This is a genomic window from Pseudomonas sp. LBUM1651 (assembly GCF_059716135.1).
Window position 1 is genome coordinate 6,150,386 of the sequence record NZ_CP166805.1, and the last position, 14,913, is coordinate 6,165,298.

Sequence of the window (14,913 nt, forward strand, 5' to 3'; positions counted from 1 at the left end):
CCCGTCACTTTACGTGGCGGGAAGGTCTGATTGTGCGACGTGGGCGGATTGCGCTCGCAGAAGGTCCGCCAACCCACCCGCTTCTATCGGGCGACTGATCAGATACCCCTGCACTTCATCACAGCGTTCAACCTTCAAAAACTCAAGCTGCTCAGCCCGCTCCACGCCTTCAGCCACCACCTTCAACGATAACCCGTGAGCCATGGCGATGATCGCCCGGGTGATCGCGGCATCCACACTGCCCTCCCCCAGACCGCGGATAAACGCCTGATCGATCTTCACGTAATCCACCGGAATACGCTTGAGGTAGCTCAGGGACGAATACCCGGTGCCAAAATCGTCGATGGCCAGTTTCACCCCAAGATCACGCAACTGCTGGAACGTCGCGATGATGTGTTCGACGCTGTCCAGCAACTGGCTCTCAGTAAGCTCCAGTTCGAGGTAGTGCGGCGCCAGGCCGGTTTCCTCCAACACCTGGCGCACCAGGCTAACCAGCTTGCCCTGCCGCAACTGATGCACCGACAAATTGACCGACACCCGAATCGGTTCCAGCCCCTGACGCTGCCATTCGCAGGCCTGCCAGCACGCCTGACGCAACACGAACTCGCCGATCGGGCCGATCAGTCCGGTTTCCTCGGCCAGGCCGATAAAGTCTCCTGGCGGCACGCTGCCCATGGTCGGATGATCCCAGCGCACCAAAGCCTCGGCGGCATTCAGCCGGCCCGTGGCGAGGCATAGCTTGGGTTGATAAAACACCTTCAGCTGCTTCTCTTCGATGGCTTTACGCAATTGGTTTTCCAGCTGCAAGCGCTCGAGCGTGCTGGCTTGCAGGCTATCGGTGTAGAACTGGAAATTGTTGCCGCCCAGGTGTTTGGCATGTTGCATGGCCATGTTCGACTGACTCACCAGGGCGGAAATTTCCCGGGCGTTATCCGGCAACATGCTGATGCCCATGGAGGCACTGACGACCAGCTCATGCCCTTCGACAGTCACCGGCACACGCAATTTGGTCGATAGGCGTGTCGCCACCCGCGCCAGGCTTGAGAGGCTGCCGTAAGTATCGAACAGCACCGCGAACTCATCGCCGGACAATCGCGCAATGGTGTCCGCTTCCGGCAGCGCATTGACCAGCCGCCGGGCCATCTTTTGCAACAGCTGGTCAGCAATTTCATGGCCAAGGCTGTCGTTGAGTAACTTGAAGCGGTCCAGGTTGATGTGCAACAACGCCAGACTACGCCCGCCCTGGCGCACGCGCTGATGGGCCTCACGCAACCGTTCGCGGAACAACGAACGATTGGCCAGGCCGGTCAGTTCATCGTAGTGCGTCAGGTAACGCATGCGCTCTTCGGATTCGCGCCGTGCCGAGAGATCGGCGAAGAAACCGACGATATGGCTGACATTCCCCCGCACATCGCGCACGGTATTCAGTTGCAGCCATTGCGGATACAGCTCGCCGTTCTTGCGGGTTTCCACCAGTTCGCCCTGCCAGCTGCCGTGTTGCTCCAGCGCCTGATGAATCGTCCCGTAGTGGCGACGGGCGTCGCGACTGCACGGCAACTCCACCACATTGCGTCCGAGCATGTCGTCGATGTCATAGCCGGTTAAGCGGCTGAACGCCTGGTTGACCGCGATGAGTGCGTAATTCGGATCGAAAATCATGATGCCTTCGCTGGCCGCCTCGAACACCGTCGCCGCCAGTTGCTGCTGGGCTTCCAGGCTCTTGCTGGCACTGATGTCGCGCCGGGTGCCGACCATGCGGATCACCCGGCCGCTTTCGCTGCGCTCAACCGCTCGACCGCGGTCCTCGATCCAGACCCAATGGCCATCGCCATGGCGCACGCGGTACTCAATCTGATAGTCCTCGCTGCGCCCCTTCAAATGCTCGACCAGCGCGCGCTTCAGCGACGGTAAATCCTCGGGATGCAGGCGCGGCTTGAGGTGACGCAGCATGGCCGTCACGAACTCCGGCTCCAGGCCGAACAATTCCTGAATATGGGTGTGATGGACTTCGTCGGTTTGCAGGTTCCAGTCCCATAGCCCCAATTCACTGGCCTTCAAGGCCAATGCCAGGCGCGCTTCACTTTTGCTCAAGGCCTGGTTGGCCGCATCCAGCTCCAGGCTGCGCTGGGCGACGCGGCTTTCCAGTCCAATCTGAATTTCTCGCAACTCGTCTTCGGCACGACGGCGCTGATCGATTTCTTTGGCCAGATCGTGGTTCAGCTGGTCGCTACGGCTCTGGGCCTGCTGCAAGTGTTCGATCAGTGCCTGATTCTGGAAACGTCGCAGCAACCCGCGATCAATCAGCCGATTGACCTGCCAGGCGACCACGCTCAAAGCCCCCAGCAAGATCAGCCCGAACCAGCCCCAGCCCTGCTCCTGCTGGTCGCCGCCCCAGAATAAATAGGCGATGGCCGGCAACAGACATGGCAAGGTAAAGGATAGAAAGGCCGGCAGACTGACTGCGTAGGCCACGCTGGCCGAGAGGGCTGCCGCGCCGATCAGGCCGAACACCCAGGCTTGCTGGATGAAATTGTCCGCCGGCACCAGGGCGATGCCGGCACCGGCCAGGGTCAGGCCGGTCATCGCTGAGCCGAGCAAAAACATACGACGCCAGACCGGATGGGCCTGGCGGTTGGGAATGGCCGAATCGAACGCCGCGACCTGAATCACCCGCAATGCCACCAGCGACAGCAGCCATACCAGCCAGACGCTGACCAGGAAGTAGCGCTGCGGACTCCAGAGCAATCCCGCGCACACCAGGCCATTGATCAGCATGAACAGCGTAGGCAGCAGCGAGCCCTGGTAAAGCAGGCGCGTGCGCTCGACCGCCATTTCCATGGCGTACTGTTTGCGGATAACCCGGGGCTCCACAGAGGGGCCCGACAGGTCGGAGCTGAGGGTCATAGGCAATGTTCTTGTTCTTATAATGATGAGCATGAGCCCGAAACGTGGACCGAGCATACACAAGCCAATGCCCTTACCAAACTGCTCCAGATCATAAATTCGACAAAAGCCCGGAGGCCCTTTGCGCCCCGAAAACGCTGGAAGCGAGCCCAGCCAACGCTTGCAGCCAGTGACCGACCGGTCGTCCTGCGCGTATCTTTCATCGGCTAAAGCAAAGCGGGGTTTGCCCGGTGTGACGCGGCCCCCTAGAATGCCCCGATGCGCGATGATCTCTCCCTTCTGCTGAACTCTCTCAACGATGCCCAACGCCAGGCCGTAGCTGCCTCCGTGGGTCGTCAGTTGGTCCTGGCCGGTGCTGGTTCCGGTAAAACCCGAGTGCTGGTGCACCGTATCGCCTGGTTGATCCAGGTCGAGAACGCCTCGCCCCACTCAATCCTGTCGGTGACCTTCACCAACAAGGCCGCTGCCGAGATGCGTCATCGCATCGAGCAGCTGATGGGTATCAACCCGGCCGGCATGTGGGTCGGCACCTTCCACGGCCTGGCGCACCGCTTGCTGCGCGCGCACTGGCAGGAAGCCGGCTTGAGCCAGACCTTCCAGATTCTCGACAGCGACGACCAGCAACGACTGGTCAAGCGGGTGATCCGCGAGCTGGGCCTGGACGAGCAACGCTGGCCGGCCCGTCAGGCCCAGTGGTTCATCAACGGGCAGAAAGACGAAGGCCTGCGCCCGCAACATATTCAAGCCAGCGGCGATCTGTTCCTGGCGACCATGCGCAGCATTTATGAAGCCTATGAGGCCGCGTGCCTGCGCGCCGGCGTCATCGACTTCTCCGAACTGCTGCTGCGTGCCCTCGATCTGTGGCGCGATCACCCAGGCCTGCTGTCGCACTATCAGAAGCGCTTCCGGCACATTCTGGTGGACGAGTTCCAGGACACCAACGCCGTGCAGTACGCCTGGTTGCGTCTACTGGCCAAGGGCGGCGACAGCCTGATGGTGGTCGGCGACGACGATCAGTCGATCTACGGCTGGCGCGGCGCGAAAATCGAGAACATCTATCAGTACTCCGATGATTTCCCGGACGCCGAGACCATTCGCCTGGAGCAGAACTACCGTTCCACTGCCGGCATCCTCAAGGCCGCCAACGCCCTGATTGCCAACAACACCGGGCGCATGGGCAAAGAGCTGTGGACAGATGGCGGCGAAGGCGAAGCGATCAACCTGTACGCCGCGTTCAACGAACACGACGAAGCACGCTATGTGGTGGAAACCATTGAAAGCGCGCTGAAAACCGGCTTGGCCCGCAGCGATATCGCGATTTTGTACCGCTCCAACGCCCAATCGCGCGTTTTGGAAGAAGCCTTGCTGCGCGAGCGTATTCCGTACCGCATCTATGGCGGTCAGCGCTTCTTCGAACGGGCTGAAATCAAGAACGCCATGGCTTACCTGCGTTTGCTGGAAGGCCGTGGCAACGATGCAGCGCTGGAGCGGGTGATCAACGTTCCGGCCCGTGGCATCGGCGAGAAAACCGTTGAAGCGATTCGCGACCATGCGCGCCACAGCGACGTGTCGATGTGGGAAGCGATGCGCCTGCTGGTCGCCAATAAAGGCCTTACCGGTCGCGCAGCGGGTGCGCTCGGCGCGTTTATCGAGTTGATCGAGAACCTTGCCGCCAAGTGCATGGAGATGCCGCTGCACCTGATGACTCAGACCGTCATCGAGCAGTCCGGACTGATTGCCTATCACGAAGCGGAAAAAGGCGAGAAAGGCCAGGCACGGGTAGAAAACCTTGAGGAACTGGTCAGCGCCGCACGCAACTTCGAAAACTCGGAAGAGGATGAAGACCTGACGCCACTGGCGGCATTCCTCGGTCACGCGTCGCTGGAGGCTGGCGATACTCAGGCCGACGAGCACGAAGACAGCATTCAGTTGATGACCTTGCACAGCGCCAAGGGCCTGGAATTCCCTTACGTGTTCCTGGTGGGCATGGAAGAAGGGCTGTTCCCGCACAAGATGAGCCTGGAAGAGCCGGGACGACTTGAAGAGGAACGTCGTTTGGCCTATGTCGGCATTACCCGCGCCATGCAGAACCTGGTGATGACCTATGCTGAAACCCGACGCCTGTATGGCAGCGAGACCTACAACAAGGTGTCGCGTTTCGTACGTGAAGTACCGAAAGGCCTGATCCAGGAAGTACGGCTTTCCAACAGTGTCAGCCGTCCGTTTGGCGGCGGTCAGCAGCAGAGTTCCAGCAGCCTGTTTGGTGGCAGCGAGATCCCCGACACCGGTTTCAGTCTCGGCCAGGCCGTTCGGCATTCGGTGTTTGGCGATGGCGTGATCCTGAACTTCGAAGGCGCCGGGGCTCAGGCGCGGGTGCAGGTGAACTTCAGCGAAGGCAGCAAGTGGCTGATGCTGGGTTACGCGAAGCTGGAAGCGATCTAAAGCCCGCGTTCGCCTTTCTGTAGGAGCGAGCTTGCTCGCGAAGGTCGTCAACGGTGAAGCGTTCATTCTGGATGAATGCGTTGTCCTGACGTTTTTCGCGAGCAAGCTCGCTCCTACAGGATTCATTCCTACCGAACTAAATCACAACTCCTACAGACCAAAGTACACAGGCCTATTGCGCTAACTGAAGCTGAACGCAACCTGTCAGGCAAAAGCCCGAAACACTCTGCCGCTAGCCAGTAACACTTCAGCTGTGCAACATGGCGCGCGTGCCATCCACAAATGGGAATTCCCTTTATGAAACGTTTTCTTAGCATCGCCATGGCGTTGTGCATCGGCCTGACGATGAGCCTCGACGCCAACGCCAAGCGCTTTGGTGGCGGCAAGAGCTCCGGCGCTGCGCCGACTCACCAGACCAGCCAAATGGCTCCTTCTTCTGCTGCAGGTGGCGCTGCTGCCACTGCGGGCGCGGCCGGTGCCGCTGGCGCTGCCGCCAAGGCCGGCGGTGCTTCGCGCTGGCTCGGCCCTCTGGCCGGCATCGCTGCCGGTGGCCTGCTGGCCTCCATGTTCATGGGCGGCGGCTTCCAGGGCATGCAGATCTTCGACATCCTGATCATGGCGGTCATCGCCTTCCTGGTCTTCCGTTTCATCGCCGCTCGTCGTCGCAAGCAGCAGGAGCACATGGCTCCGGCTGGCGCACCGATGCAGCGTGAAGTGTTTGAGCAGAAGCCAACTGCCATGGGTTCGATCTTCGGTGGTTCGGCCGCTCCGGCTGCCGCTCGTCCGGTCATCAATGCGCCAGCCTGGTTCAATGAAAAGAACTTCATTGAAGCGGCCCGCAACCACTTCCAGTCCCTGCAGCAACACTGGGACGCCAACGAAATGGACAAGATCGTCGAGTTCGTGACCCCGCAACTGCTCGAGTTCCTCAAGCGCGAACGTGCTGACCTGGGTGACGGTTTCCAGTCCACCTACATTGATAACCTCAATGTTCAACTGGACGGCGTCGATGATCGTGCCGACAAGACCATCGCCACCCTGACCTTCAGCGGTGTGTCGAAAACTTCGCGTTTCGACCAGGGCGAAGTGTTCAGCGAAAGCTGGAACATGGAACGTGCACAGGGCGAAAACCAGCCTTGGCTGGTTGCCGGTATCCGCCAGAACGGCTGAACCGACCCGCGTTAAATGTGTCGCAACAAAACCCCGGCCTCGGCCGGGGTTTTCTATTTCGCGGTTGCATCTATAGCGAGCTACTGTATAAACCGCCCCAACTAAACCGCGCCATCAAGCAAGAGGATCCCGGACGTGGAAGAAATCATCGAACAACTGCGTGAAGCCAACGAACCGGTACCGGTCCCCTTGGAGTTGCCCGACGAAGATCTGCTGGTCGAAATCGAAGAACAACTGTTCATCGACATCCCGTTTGTCTTCAGAGAATTTTTGCTGACCGTCAGCGACGTGGTCTACGGCAGCCTGGAGCCGGTGACCGTCACCGACCCGCAATCCCACACCTACCTGCCGGACGTTGCCGCCAACGCCTGGGATGCCGGCGTTGACCGCAGCATGATCCCGATCTGCCAGGACGGTGACGACTACTATCTGGTCGAAGAAGACGGCACCGTGGTGCTGTGGCAGGCCGAAGAAGAACTGATCGCCGAAGAAACCTGGGAATCGGTGTGGCACTGGGCACGGGACGTCTGGCTGGAAAGCTGAGCCGTCTGACGCGCCGCGTGGTCAATGCCCGGACGATTCCTTGTGGTTGTCCAGGGTTTCCAGCAAGGCCACCTGCATCCGCGTGTGCACGCGGATAAACCAGCGCCAGAGCAGCGCTGCCACAGCGGCCGCGACCACGACAATCAGCACCAGCAACTTGTTGGTCGGCAGAATACTGGCCGACAAGGCTGCCAACAGCAGGAAGATCACCAGCAGCGACAGGATCGGGATCACTTCGGCGATCACCCGACGCACTCGCTGCGTGTGGCGGCCGGCCATCTCCGGTTTCACGCCCATCTCCGCCAACAGCATCGACAGCGCCTTGAGCTTGCGATAGGCCGCGATCAGGAACGGTAGCGACAACAGCAACGCCCCGCCCCAGATCAACGCTTTCTGCCAGCTCGGGTCGCTGATCCAGTCTTGCAGGTAAGCGGACATTCGCTCGGCGAAGTAAGCACCCGAGAAGAAGATCGCAATCACCAGTGCCAGATTGACCCCCACCTGTAACAGAATCCGCCGGATCATCGACGCCAGCAGCGCGCCTTCGCCCTGAGGCTGGATGCTGCGCAGCCATTCGCCGTACATTCCCAGCACGCGGCCCAGCCGCTGCGGCATCACGCCGGCCAGTTTGATCGACAGCGGATCAGCGGCACGGATCAGATAAGGCGTCAGCAGCGTGGTGATCACCGACACCGCCACGGCGACCGGATAGAGGAAGTTGCTGGTGACCTGCAGGGTCATGCCCAACGCCGCAATGATGAAAGAAAATTCGCCAATCTGTGAAAGCCCCATTCCCACGCGCAGTGAGGTGCGTCCGTCATTGCCGGCGATAAAGGCGCCAAGACCGCAGGACAGCATCTTTCCGAGTACGACGGCCACGGTGATGACTGCAATCGGCCACGCGTACTGCAGCAAAATCATCGGGTCGAGCATCAGCCCGATGGCCACAAAGAAGATCGCACTGAACAGATCGCGAACCGGCTCGATCAAGCGTTCGATCTTCAGCAGCTGCCGGGATTCAGCCATGATCGCGCCGATCAGGAACGCGCCAAGCACCATGCTGTATTCGAGCTTGACCACCAGCAGACAGAAGCCGAAACACAGGCCCAGCACGGTGATCAACAGCATCTCGTTGCTTTCGAATTTGGCCACGTAGGCCAGCAGCCGCGGCACCAGCAGAATCCCTATCACCAGCGCGACGATCATGAACAACGACAGCTTGCCGACGGTGGAAAACACTTCGCCGGAACTGACCGTGCCGCTGACCGCGATACTCGACAGCAAGGCGATGATGCCGATGCCGAGAATGTCCTCGACGATCAGCACACCGAAGATCAGCTGCGCAAAGCGCTCGTTCTTCATCTTCAGGTCATTGAGTGCCTTGACGATGATGGTGGTCGAGGAGATCGCCAGGATCGCGCCGAGGAACAGCGAGTCCATGGTGTTCCAGTCGAACCAGCGACCGATTTCATAGCCGATCCAGATCATCAGCACGATTTCCAGGAACGCCGCGATAAACGCCGTGGCGCCGACCTTGAACAGCTTGCGCAGGCTGAACTCCAGGCCCAGGCAGAACATCAGGAAAATCACTCCGAGCTCTGCGAGGGTCTTGATGGTTTCTTCGTCGTGGATCAGGCTGAACGGCGGCGTGTGCGGGCCGATGATGAAGCCGGCGACGATATAGCCGAGCACCACCGGTTGCTTGAAGCGATGAAACAGCACGGTCACCACACCCGCGATCAACATGATCACTGCCAGATCCTGAATAAAACTGATGGCATGCATGGTGTGGGGCTCCTTGGGTGACATTGCTCAATCGCCAGACGCGGGAAAGGTCTGATCCAGCAGAGTAAAAATCCGCTTTCCGCGTAGGAATTGCCCTTGGGGTGGGCTTTTGAAGGGTAACACCGCGACTTTCGGCAGAAAGGCGGTGCAATATATGGAAACAGATCGATCCGGCGTGACGACGATCATCCACCCGGCGTCCCGATAACTGTGGTTTGAAAAAACCGGACTGGCGCCCGCAGAGGTGCACTCCTCAGAAACCTGCCTTGAACCGTGAGAACGCTATGGAACCCGGAAACGCCCAGCTGTCGATGACGGTATTGATGACCCCCGACATGGCCAACTTCTCTGGCAATGTCCACGGCGGCACATTGCTCAAATACCTCGACGAAGTCGCCTACGCCTGCGCCAGCCGTTATGCCGGCCGCTACGTGGTGACCCTGTCGGTGGATCAGGTGATTTTTCGCGAGCCGATTCATGTCGGCGAACTGGTGACCTTTCTGGCGTCGGTCAATTACACCGGCAACACCTCCATGGAGGTGGGCATCAAGGTGGTGACCGAAAACATTCGCGAGCGCTCGGTGCGCCACACCAACAGCTGTTTCTTCACCATGGTGGCGGTGGACGATGATCGCAAACCGGCCGCGGTGCCGCCGTTGCAACCGCAGAACAGCGAAGACAAACGCCGTTTCATGCAGGCCCAGCAGCGTCGTCAGATTCGTCAGGAACTGGAAAAGCGGTATCAGGAAATCAAGGGTGATGCCTGACACGTTTGGCCGTTAATCGCATTCGCGGGCAAGCCTCGCTCCTACACGCTCGAGCCGCACACAAAACATGTGAACGACGCTGACTTGTAGGAGCGAGGCTTGCCCGCGAAGCTTTTAAAGGCTGATCGCGGTTGCTTCAAACCGCACCCGCGGATGCGCAATCCGGTCCTGTGCTCGCACCAGTTCCAGCTCATAGCTTGCGCAAGCCTGAGTCTCCAACAGCACTTCATGCACCGCCGACGCCGCGAACTCGAACGCCGCCACCAGGCTATCGCCCAGCAGTACACGCGCCAGAAACAGTCCGGATGTCAGGTCGCCAACACCCACTGGCTGACGCGGAAACGCCAGCATTGGACGTCGCAGGTGCCAACTGCCTTCGCTCGTCACCAGCAACATCTCAAACGCATCCTCCGGTTTGCCGGGATAGGCCAGATGCTTGACCAGCACCGCTTTCGGGCCGCGCGCCAACAACGTTCGCGCCATGGCCAGGCAATCGAACAGCGACTGCGGCTTGCGCCCTGAGAAGCTGTCCAGCTCCAGCTGGTTCGGGCACATGAAGTCCGCCACGGCAGCCGCTTCTTCCAACAGGAAATCGCTGACTTCGGCCGGCACACTGCAGCCCTTCTCCGGATGGCCCATCACCGGGTCGCACAGATACAGCGCCTTGGGATTCATCGACTTGATCCGCGCCACACCCGTCAGAATCGCCCGGCCCTGGGCCGCACTGCCAAGGTAACCGGACAATACGGCATCGCAATTGCCCAACTCGCCAATCGCCGCAATGCCTTCGACCAATTCGGGAATCTGGTGTGGCGACAGCACTTCACCGGCCCACTGGCCATATTGGGTGTGGTTGGAGAACTGCACAGTGTTGAGCGGCCAGACATTCACCCCGGCCCGCTGCATCGGGAAAACCGCGGCACTGTTGCCAGCGTGGCCGAACACCACGTGGGACTGAATGGCGAGCAGATGGGGCGTACGTTTCATGCGGTGAGTTCCGTAAAACGATTGAAATTCGAGCCGCGCAGTATGCGACTAAACGCAGCCTGTACGACAGACCGGCGACGCAGTTAAGCTGGCACTATCTTGTTGGAGCACCCTATTGATGCTGACCCTCGGAAATATCTTCGTGCTGATGCTGCTCGCCACCGCTGGCGCGTGGCTGTGGCACAACCATGGCTTGCGCGAGCGTGCGCTGGAGCGGGTCAAGCAGCATTGCAGCAATCTCGGGATCGAGTTGCTGGATGGCAACGTGGCGCTGAAAAAAATTGCATTCATCAAGGATGCCAATGGTCGGCGACGTCTGGCCCGTGTGTATAACTTTGAATTCACGGTGACCGGCGAAACCCGCCATAACGGCACCATCACCCAGTTTGGCGCTCACAGCGCGCAGATCGAACTGGCCCCCTACCCGATGCCCTTCGACGACACGCCTCCGGTGGTCGACGTGGTGAAACCGCGTGCAGAAGTGATAGAGCTTAGTCAGTGGCGGCAAGAACACACCAAATGGCGTCCGTGAGGACTGATGTCGTCGGTTAGATCCCTTCGCGAGCAGGCTCCTGTTGTACGCAAAATCTGTGACCACTGAAGATCCCATGTGGGAGCGAGCCTGCTCGCGAAGACGGCCTCAATGACTGTGAAAGTACCGGCACCTGGCCAAACCCCTCTGCAATTCATCCACATCCTGTGGCTCAGTGAATATCAGCTCAATCCGCGAATCCCGCCGCCATTCACTCGGACGCCATTCCAATACCGAGTTATCCAGTGCATTCGCTGAAACCCAGCCCTCGACGCTGTGGATAACCAGCTTCGCCCGCCGCCAGGCAAGGCTTTCGAGCCACCGGCCAACGCGCGCAGAATCGAACGTCTGGCTCGGATGCCAGCGCCAGCCGATGCTCCAGCCGTCGTCCTGTTGCTGGCTCAGGCAAATCGGCAACGCGGGATCGGTCCAGACGGCTGGCATCTGCGCCAATCCTTTGGGTGCGACGAAGTTATCCACACCTGCCACAGCCTGCACCTCAAGACCTGGTAACTCTTTCAAGGGAAGGATGGCCTGCTGCGTCCAGTACAAAGGACGTGATGGCAACTGCGCGACGACCCTCTGCCGATCATCCTCCCCGAGATTTTCAGACTTGTTCAACAGCAACAACCCTGCGCTGCTCAACGCTTCCTGCTGCGTCACCGGCAGCGGTTTGCCAGAAGCGAGCGCCTGGGCGTCCAGCACCAGCACGCAGGGCTGAACCGCCAGCACGCCGACCCACGGCGCCTCGGTCAACTGCCTGAGCAACTGTGCCGGGTGGCCGAGCCCTGACGGTTCGATAAACAACCGATCCGGCCGTGCCTTGCGCAGCAAACGCCCGAGGCCGATCTGAAACGGCGCACCATTGACGCAACACAAACAGCCCCCGGCCACTTCACCCAGTGCGATACCATCGGCGTCCCGGGTCAGCAACGCAGCATCGATGCCGATCTGGCCGAACTCGTTGATCAGCACCGCCCAACGCTCATTCGCCGGCCGCTGCGCCAGCAGGTGTTTGATCAAACTGGTCTTGCCTGCGCCCAATGGGCCGGCAATGACGTGAGTGGGAATGTTCTGCAACATGGTCGGTGTTTTCTGAGGAGGTAAAGGATGCGGTTGATTGGCTGGACGTTGCTCTTGGCGCTGGTTTCCGGCGAAGCGCTGGCCCAGGCTTGTGTGGTACATAGCACGGCTGAGCGACTGGACGTGAAAGTCTGTCAGCAGAACCGAAACATCCCGGAAAAACTCTTCGCTGATGGCTTCTGTCAGCCCAACCTTCCTGGCCAGAAAGTCGAAGTGCAGTACGTAGACCAATGCCCCGGCGGCGCATTCGGTGTGTGCAGCAATGCTCAAGTCGCCAATATGCCTTACCGGCAGGATATTCACTATTACGGCGTGGCCACCGACGCGGCGTACCTGAAGCCGTTTTGCGAAGGCCAGAGCCAGGGCAACTGGCTCAAGCCTTGATCCGCTAAGCCAGCCAATCGAGGGTCAGCATCAAACGGCGCTCGCCCGGCGCGAGCTGCGGCGAGCGGTGAATCAGGCCAAAGCCTTCGTTGCCGTGCCATTTCTCGCCCTTGAGTAATGCGACGGCGCCGCTGCCGATTTGCTGGATCAGCGAATTGTCCGTGGGTTCGGCTTCGGCTTGGCTCAACTGGCGACGATCCATCGCACCTTCTTTCAGCCACTGACTGCCAACACCGGCATACGTGGTAATCAAGCGCACCGGTACATGATCGACGTGAAAGCGCGGGCACATGGCTTTATCCAGAACCCGCAAACGCACGCCAATGCGCTTGGCACCCAGCAGGCAGGCGAAGGCGCTGACCAGCCAGGAAACGTCGGTGATGAAACCTTCATGGCCCTCAAGATCGCTGAAGCCCGAGGCCAATCCGCGGAGGTCGGGTTGGGTGTCTTCGTTGGCGATTTCCAGCGATAACGACTCGGCCAGTGGCTCGTTCAAGGACAGCAGCAGTCTGCCAAAATCTACGATGTGTGCCGGGAGTTGGCGCTGCCAGATGGCGAGGTTCACGCCGTCATCGAGAATTCGGGCGAGCGCTTGCGGCGTCTCGCCCTGAACCTGAGACATGACCGGCCGAAGTTTCAAGGTCGGTGCCAACATCACGCCGCTTCCTCTTCATGCCAGGGACCGAACGGATCAGGCAGCAATCGCCAGCCCTCGACGCCAGATACCATCTCATCATCGCTCAGCAAGCAATCGTCCAGCTCTGCGGTGAGTTGAGTGAAGTCGATGTTCTGGCCGATGAACACCAGTTCCTGGCGGCAATCACCGGTGGTGGCGGTCCAGTTTTCCATGATCGCGGCGGTGCTTTCTTCGTCCTGCGGCCATTGGGCTTTCGGCACGAAACGCCACCAGCGTCCGGCAAAACCATGGCGCATCAAACCACCTGCCTGGGACCAGCTACCCGCGTCCATGGGCTTGCTCGCCAGCCAGAAAAACCCTTTGGAGCGCAGCAGTTTGCCATTCACCCATGGCCGGTCGATGAAGCTGAAGAAGCGCTGCGGGTGGAAGGGTCTGCGTGCTCGATAGGCCGTGGAGGCGATGCCGTACTCCTCGGTTTCCGGCACGTGCTCGCCGCGCAGCTCCTGCAACCAGCCGGGTGCCTGCGCAGCCTTCTCGAAGTCGAAGCGACCGGTGTTGAGGATTTTCTCCAGGGGAATTTCACCCATGACCATCGGGATGATGTCGGCTTGCGAGTTCAATCGTTCGAGGATCGCGATCAGCTCCTGACGTTCGCGGCTGCTGATCAAGTCGATCTTGCTGATGAGGATCACGTCGGCGAATTCGATCTGCTCGATCAACAAGTCAGTGATCGAGCGTTCGTCCTCCTCGCCGAGGGTTTCGCCACGAGAAGCGAGGCTTTCGGCGGCCTGATAGTCGAGCAGGAAGTTCATGCCGTCGACCACAGTGACCATGGTGTCGAGCCGTGCGATGTCGGCCAGGCTTTGCCCTTCTTCGTCACGGAAAGTGAAGGTTTCCGCCACGGGCAGTGGCTCGGAGATGCCGGTGGATTCGATCAGCAAGTAATCGAAGCGGCCGTCCCTGGCGAGTTTACTGACTTCTTCAAGCAGGTCTTCGCGCAAGGTGCAGCAGATGCAGCCGTTACTCATTTCCACGAGTTTTTCTTCGGCGCGGTTCAGGGTGACGTCACGTTGAACTTCGCTGCCATCGATGTTGATCTCGCTCATGTCGTTGACGATCACCGCAACTCGCAGGTTTTCGCGGTTACGCAGCACATGGTTCAGCAGCGTGCTTTTGCCGGCGCCGAGAAAGCCCGACAGGACGGTCACGGGGAGACGATGGGGCATCAGGAATTCCTCACGGGGATGCCCGGTCACAGTGTCGGGCTTAATTCAATGTTATAGTATAACAATGCAATCAAGCCACTCTCCTCTTGCCCGCAATGATAAAGGGCACGACGTTGGAGCCCATTCGGTCCGTGAAAAATCCCATGCGCACTGCCCTGAAACTGACGCTGATGAGCGTTTCGCTGCTGCTCACCGTAGACGCCTGGGCGCAAATCCCGAGCCTGGCCAAATGCACCCGAAGCGCCAACCTGCTGGCCTGCGTGGATGCCGACGGCAACGCCTACAGCGTCAACACCGTCGGCAACACGATCTATTTGCGGGGCTTCGAACGGGCGGGCAAGCGCTATTGGGCGCAGACCAACAGTCGCTACGGACAACTGAGCCAGCTGCAAACTCGCTCGTGAAAAAGGCGTAGTCGATTTTAATGTAATAACATAACATGCAAGTCCCACC

12 protein-coding genes and 1 pseudogene are annotated in these 14,913 nt (G+C 59.7%); 7 read left to right on the forward strand and 6 right to left on the reverse strand.

Annotation, left to right across the window (positions count from 1 at the left end):
* Positions 1–9: 9 nt before the first annotated feature.
* Entirely contained in the window at positions 10–2,904 is a 2,895-nt protein-coding gene (locus tag ACA066_RS28860; RefSeq protein ID WP_497697568.1) for an EAL domain-containing protein, read from the reverse strand.
* 258 nt (positions 2,905–3,162) lie between these two features.
* On the opposite strand from ACA066_RS28860, the gene uvrD reads away from it, so the two are divergent.
* The 3 genes from uvrD (at position 3,163) to ACA066_RS28875 (ending at position 7,059) form a co-directional block, all read left to right on the forward strand.
* On the forward strand, positions 3,163–5,346 hold the full coding sequence (gene uvrD, locus ACA066_RS28865) for a DNA helicase II (protein WP_497697569.1): 2,184 nt from the start codon (positions 3,163–3,165) through the stop codon (positions 5,344–5,346).
* Between the two features lie 297 nt (positions 5,347–5,643).
* Positions 5,644–6,516: a Tim44 domain-containing protein gene (locus ACA066_RS28870; protein WP_497697570.1), complete on the forward strand. Its 873-nt coding sequence runs from the start codon at positions 5,644–5,646 to the stop codon at positions 6,514–6,516.
* Positions 6,517–6,651: 135 nt separating this feature from the next.
* The gene (locus ACA066_RS28875; protein WP_077430996.1) at positions 6,652–7,059 is read left to right on the forward strand and encodes an SMI1/KNR4 family protein; all 408 of its coding nucleotides are present in this window, start codon (positions 6,652–6,654) and stop codon (positions 7,057–7,059) included.
* A gap of 21 nt (positions 7,060–7,080) precedes the next feature.
* Here the strand turns inward: ACA066_RS28875 and ACA066_RS28880 are convergent, their stop codons facing one another.
* Positions 7,081–8,844, reverse strand: coding sequence for a cation:proton antiporter (locus ACA066_RS28880; protein ID WP_497697571.1), 1,764 nt, complete (start codon positions 8,842–8,844; stop codon positions 7,081–7,083).
* Between the two features lie 284 nt (positions 8,845–9,128).
* Between ACA066_RS28880 and ACA066_RS28885 the strand changes: the two genes are divergently transcribed.
* The gene (locus ACA066_RS28885; RefSeq protein ID WP_010465381.1) at positions 9,129–9,611 is read left to right on the forward strand and encodes an acyl-CoA thioesterase; all 483 of its coding nucleotides are present in this window, start codon (positions 9,129–9,131) and stop codon (positions 9,609–9,611) included.
* Between the two features lie 114 nt (positions 9,612–9,725).
* Here ACA066_RS28885 and pdxY read toward each other — a convergent pair whose 3' ends face one another.
* On the reverse strand, positions 9,726–10,598 hold the full coding sequence (gene pdxY, locus ACA066_RS28890; RefSeq protein WP_497697572.1) for a pyridoxal kinase PdxY: 873 nt from the start codon (positions 10,596–10,598) through the stop codon (positions 9,726–9,728).
* 118 nt (positions 10,599–10,716) lie between these two features.
* Here pdxY and ACA066_RS28895 point away from each other — a divergent pair, with 118 nt between their 5' ends.
* Positions 10,717–11,130: a DUF3301 domain-containing protein gene (locus tag ACA066_RS28895; RefSeq protein WP_017341595.1), complete on the forward strand. Its 414-nt coding sequence runs from the start codon at positions 10,717–10,719 to the stop codon at positions 11,128–11,130.
* A gap of 108 nt (positions 11,131–11,238) precedes the next feature.
* Here the strand turns inward: ACA066_RS28895 and ACA066_RS28900 are convergent, their stop codons facing one another.
* Positions 11,239–12,213 (reverse strand): CobW family GTP-binding protein, encoded by a 975-nt coding sequence (locus ACA066_RS28900; RefSeq protein ID WP_497697573.1) that lies wholly within the window; start codon positions 12,211–12,213, stop codon positions 11,239–11,241.
* A gap of 27 nt (positions 12,214–12,240) precedes the next feature.
* On the opposite strand from ACA066_RS28900, the gene ACA066_RS28905 reads away from it, so the two are divergent.
* The gene (locus tag ACA066_RS28905; protein WP_414880347.1) at positions 12,241–12,597 is read left to right on the forward strand and encodes an NADH:ubiquinone oxidoreductase; all 357 of its coding nucleotides are present in this window, start codon (positions 12,241–12,243) and stop codon (positions 12,595–12,597) included.
* Between the two features lie 4 nt (positions 12,598–12,601).
* On the opposite strand, the gene ACA066_RS28910 is transcribed toward ACA066_RS28905, so the two are convergent.
* Positions 12,602–13,252, reverse strand: coding sequence for a DUF1826 domain-containing protein (locus ACA066_RS28910; RefSeq protein WP_497697574.1), 651 nt, complete (start codon positions 13,250–13,252; stop codon positions 12,602–12,604).
* Positions 13,252–14,460: a zinc metallochaperone GTPase ZigA gene (gene zigA, locus ACA066_RS28915; protein ID WP_497697575.1), complete on the reverse strand. Its 1,209-nt coding sequence runs from the start codon at positions 14,458–14,460 to the stop codon at positions 13,252–13,254. Before zigA ends, ACA066_RS28910 begins: the two co-directional genes overlap by 1 nt.
* A gap of 143 nt (positions 14,461–14,603) precedes the next feature.
* On the opposite strand from zigA, the pseudogene ACA066_RS28920 reads away from it, so the two are divergent.
* Positions 14,604–14,843: pseudogene (locus ACA066_RS28920) on the forward strand (glutamine synthetase); the annotation flags it as partial.
* Positions 14,844–14,913: the final 70 nt, after the last annotated feature.

Excerpts from the sequence above, each read along its gene's own strand:
- zigA (WP_497697575.1), bottom strand. The coding sequence starts at position 14,460 with ATGCCCCATCGTCTCCCCGTGACCGTCCTGTCGGGCTTTCTCGGCGCC.
- ACA066_RS28870 (WP_497697570.1), top strand. The coding sequence starts at position 5,644 with ATGAAACGTTTTCTTAGCATCGCCATGGCGTTGTGCATCGGCCTGACG.
- ACA066_RS28895 (WP_017341595.1), top strand. The coding sequence starts at position 10,717 with ATGCTGACCCTCGGAAATATCTTCGTGCTGATGCTGCTCGCCACCGCT.
- uvrD (WP_497697569.1), top strand. The coding sequence starts at position 3,163 with ATGCGCGATGATCTCTCCCTTCTGCTGAACTCTCTCAACGATGCCCAA.
- ACA066_RS28910 (WP_497697574.1), bottom strand. The coding sequence starts at position 13,252 with ATGTTGGCACCGACCTTGAAACTTCGGCCGGTCATGTCTCAGGTTCAG.
- pdxY (WP_497697572.1), bottom strand. The coding sequence starts at position 10,598 with ATGAAACGTACGCCCCATCTGCTCGCCATTCAGTCCCACGTGGTGTTC.
- ACA066_RS28880 (WP_497697571.1), bottom strand. The coding sequence starts at position 8,844 with ATGCATGCCATCAGTTTTATTCAGGATCTGGCAGTGATCATGTTGATC.
- ACA066_RS28905 (WP_414880347.1), top strand. The coding sequence starts at position 12,241 with ATGCGGTTGATTGGCTGGACGTTGCTCTTGGCGCTGGTTTCCGGCGAA.
- ACA066_RS28900 (WP_497697573.1), bottom strand. The coding sequence starts at position 12,213 with ATGTTGCAGAACATTCCCACTCACGTCATTGCCGGCCCATTGGGCGCA.
- ACA066_RS28860 (WP_497697568.1), bottom strand. The coding sequence starts at position 2,904 with ATGACCCTCAGCTCCGACCTGTCGGGCCCCTCTGTGGAGCCCCGGGTT.
- ACA066_RS28885 (WP_010465381.1), top strand. The coding sequence starts at position 9,129 with ATGGAACCCGGAAACGCCCAGCTGTCGATGACGGTATTGATGACCCCC.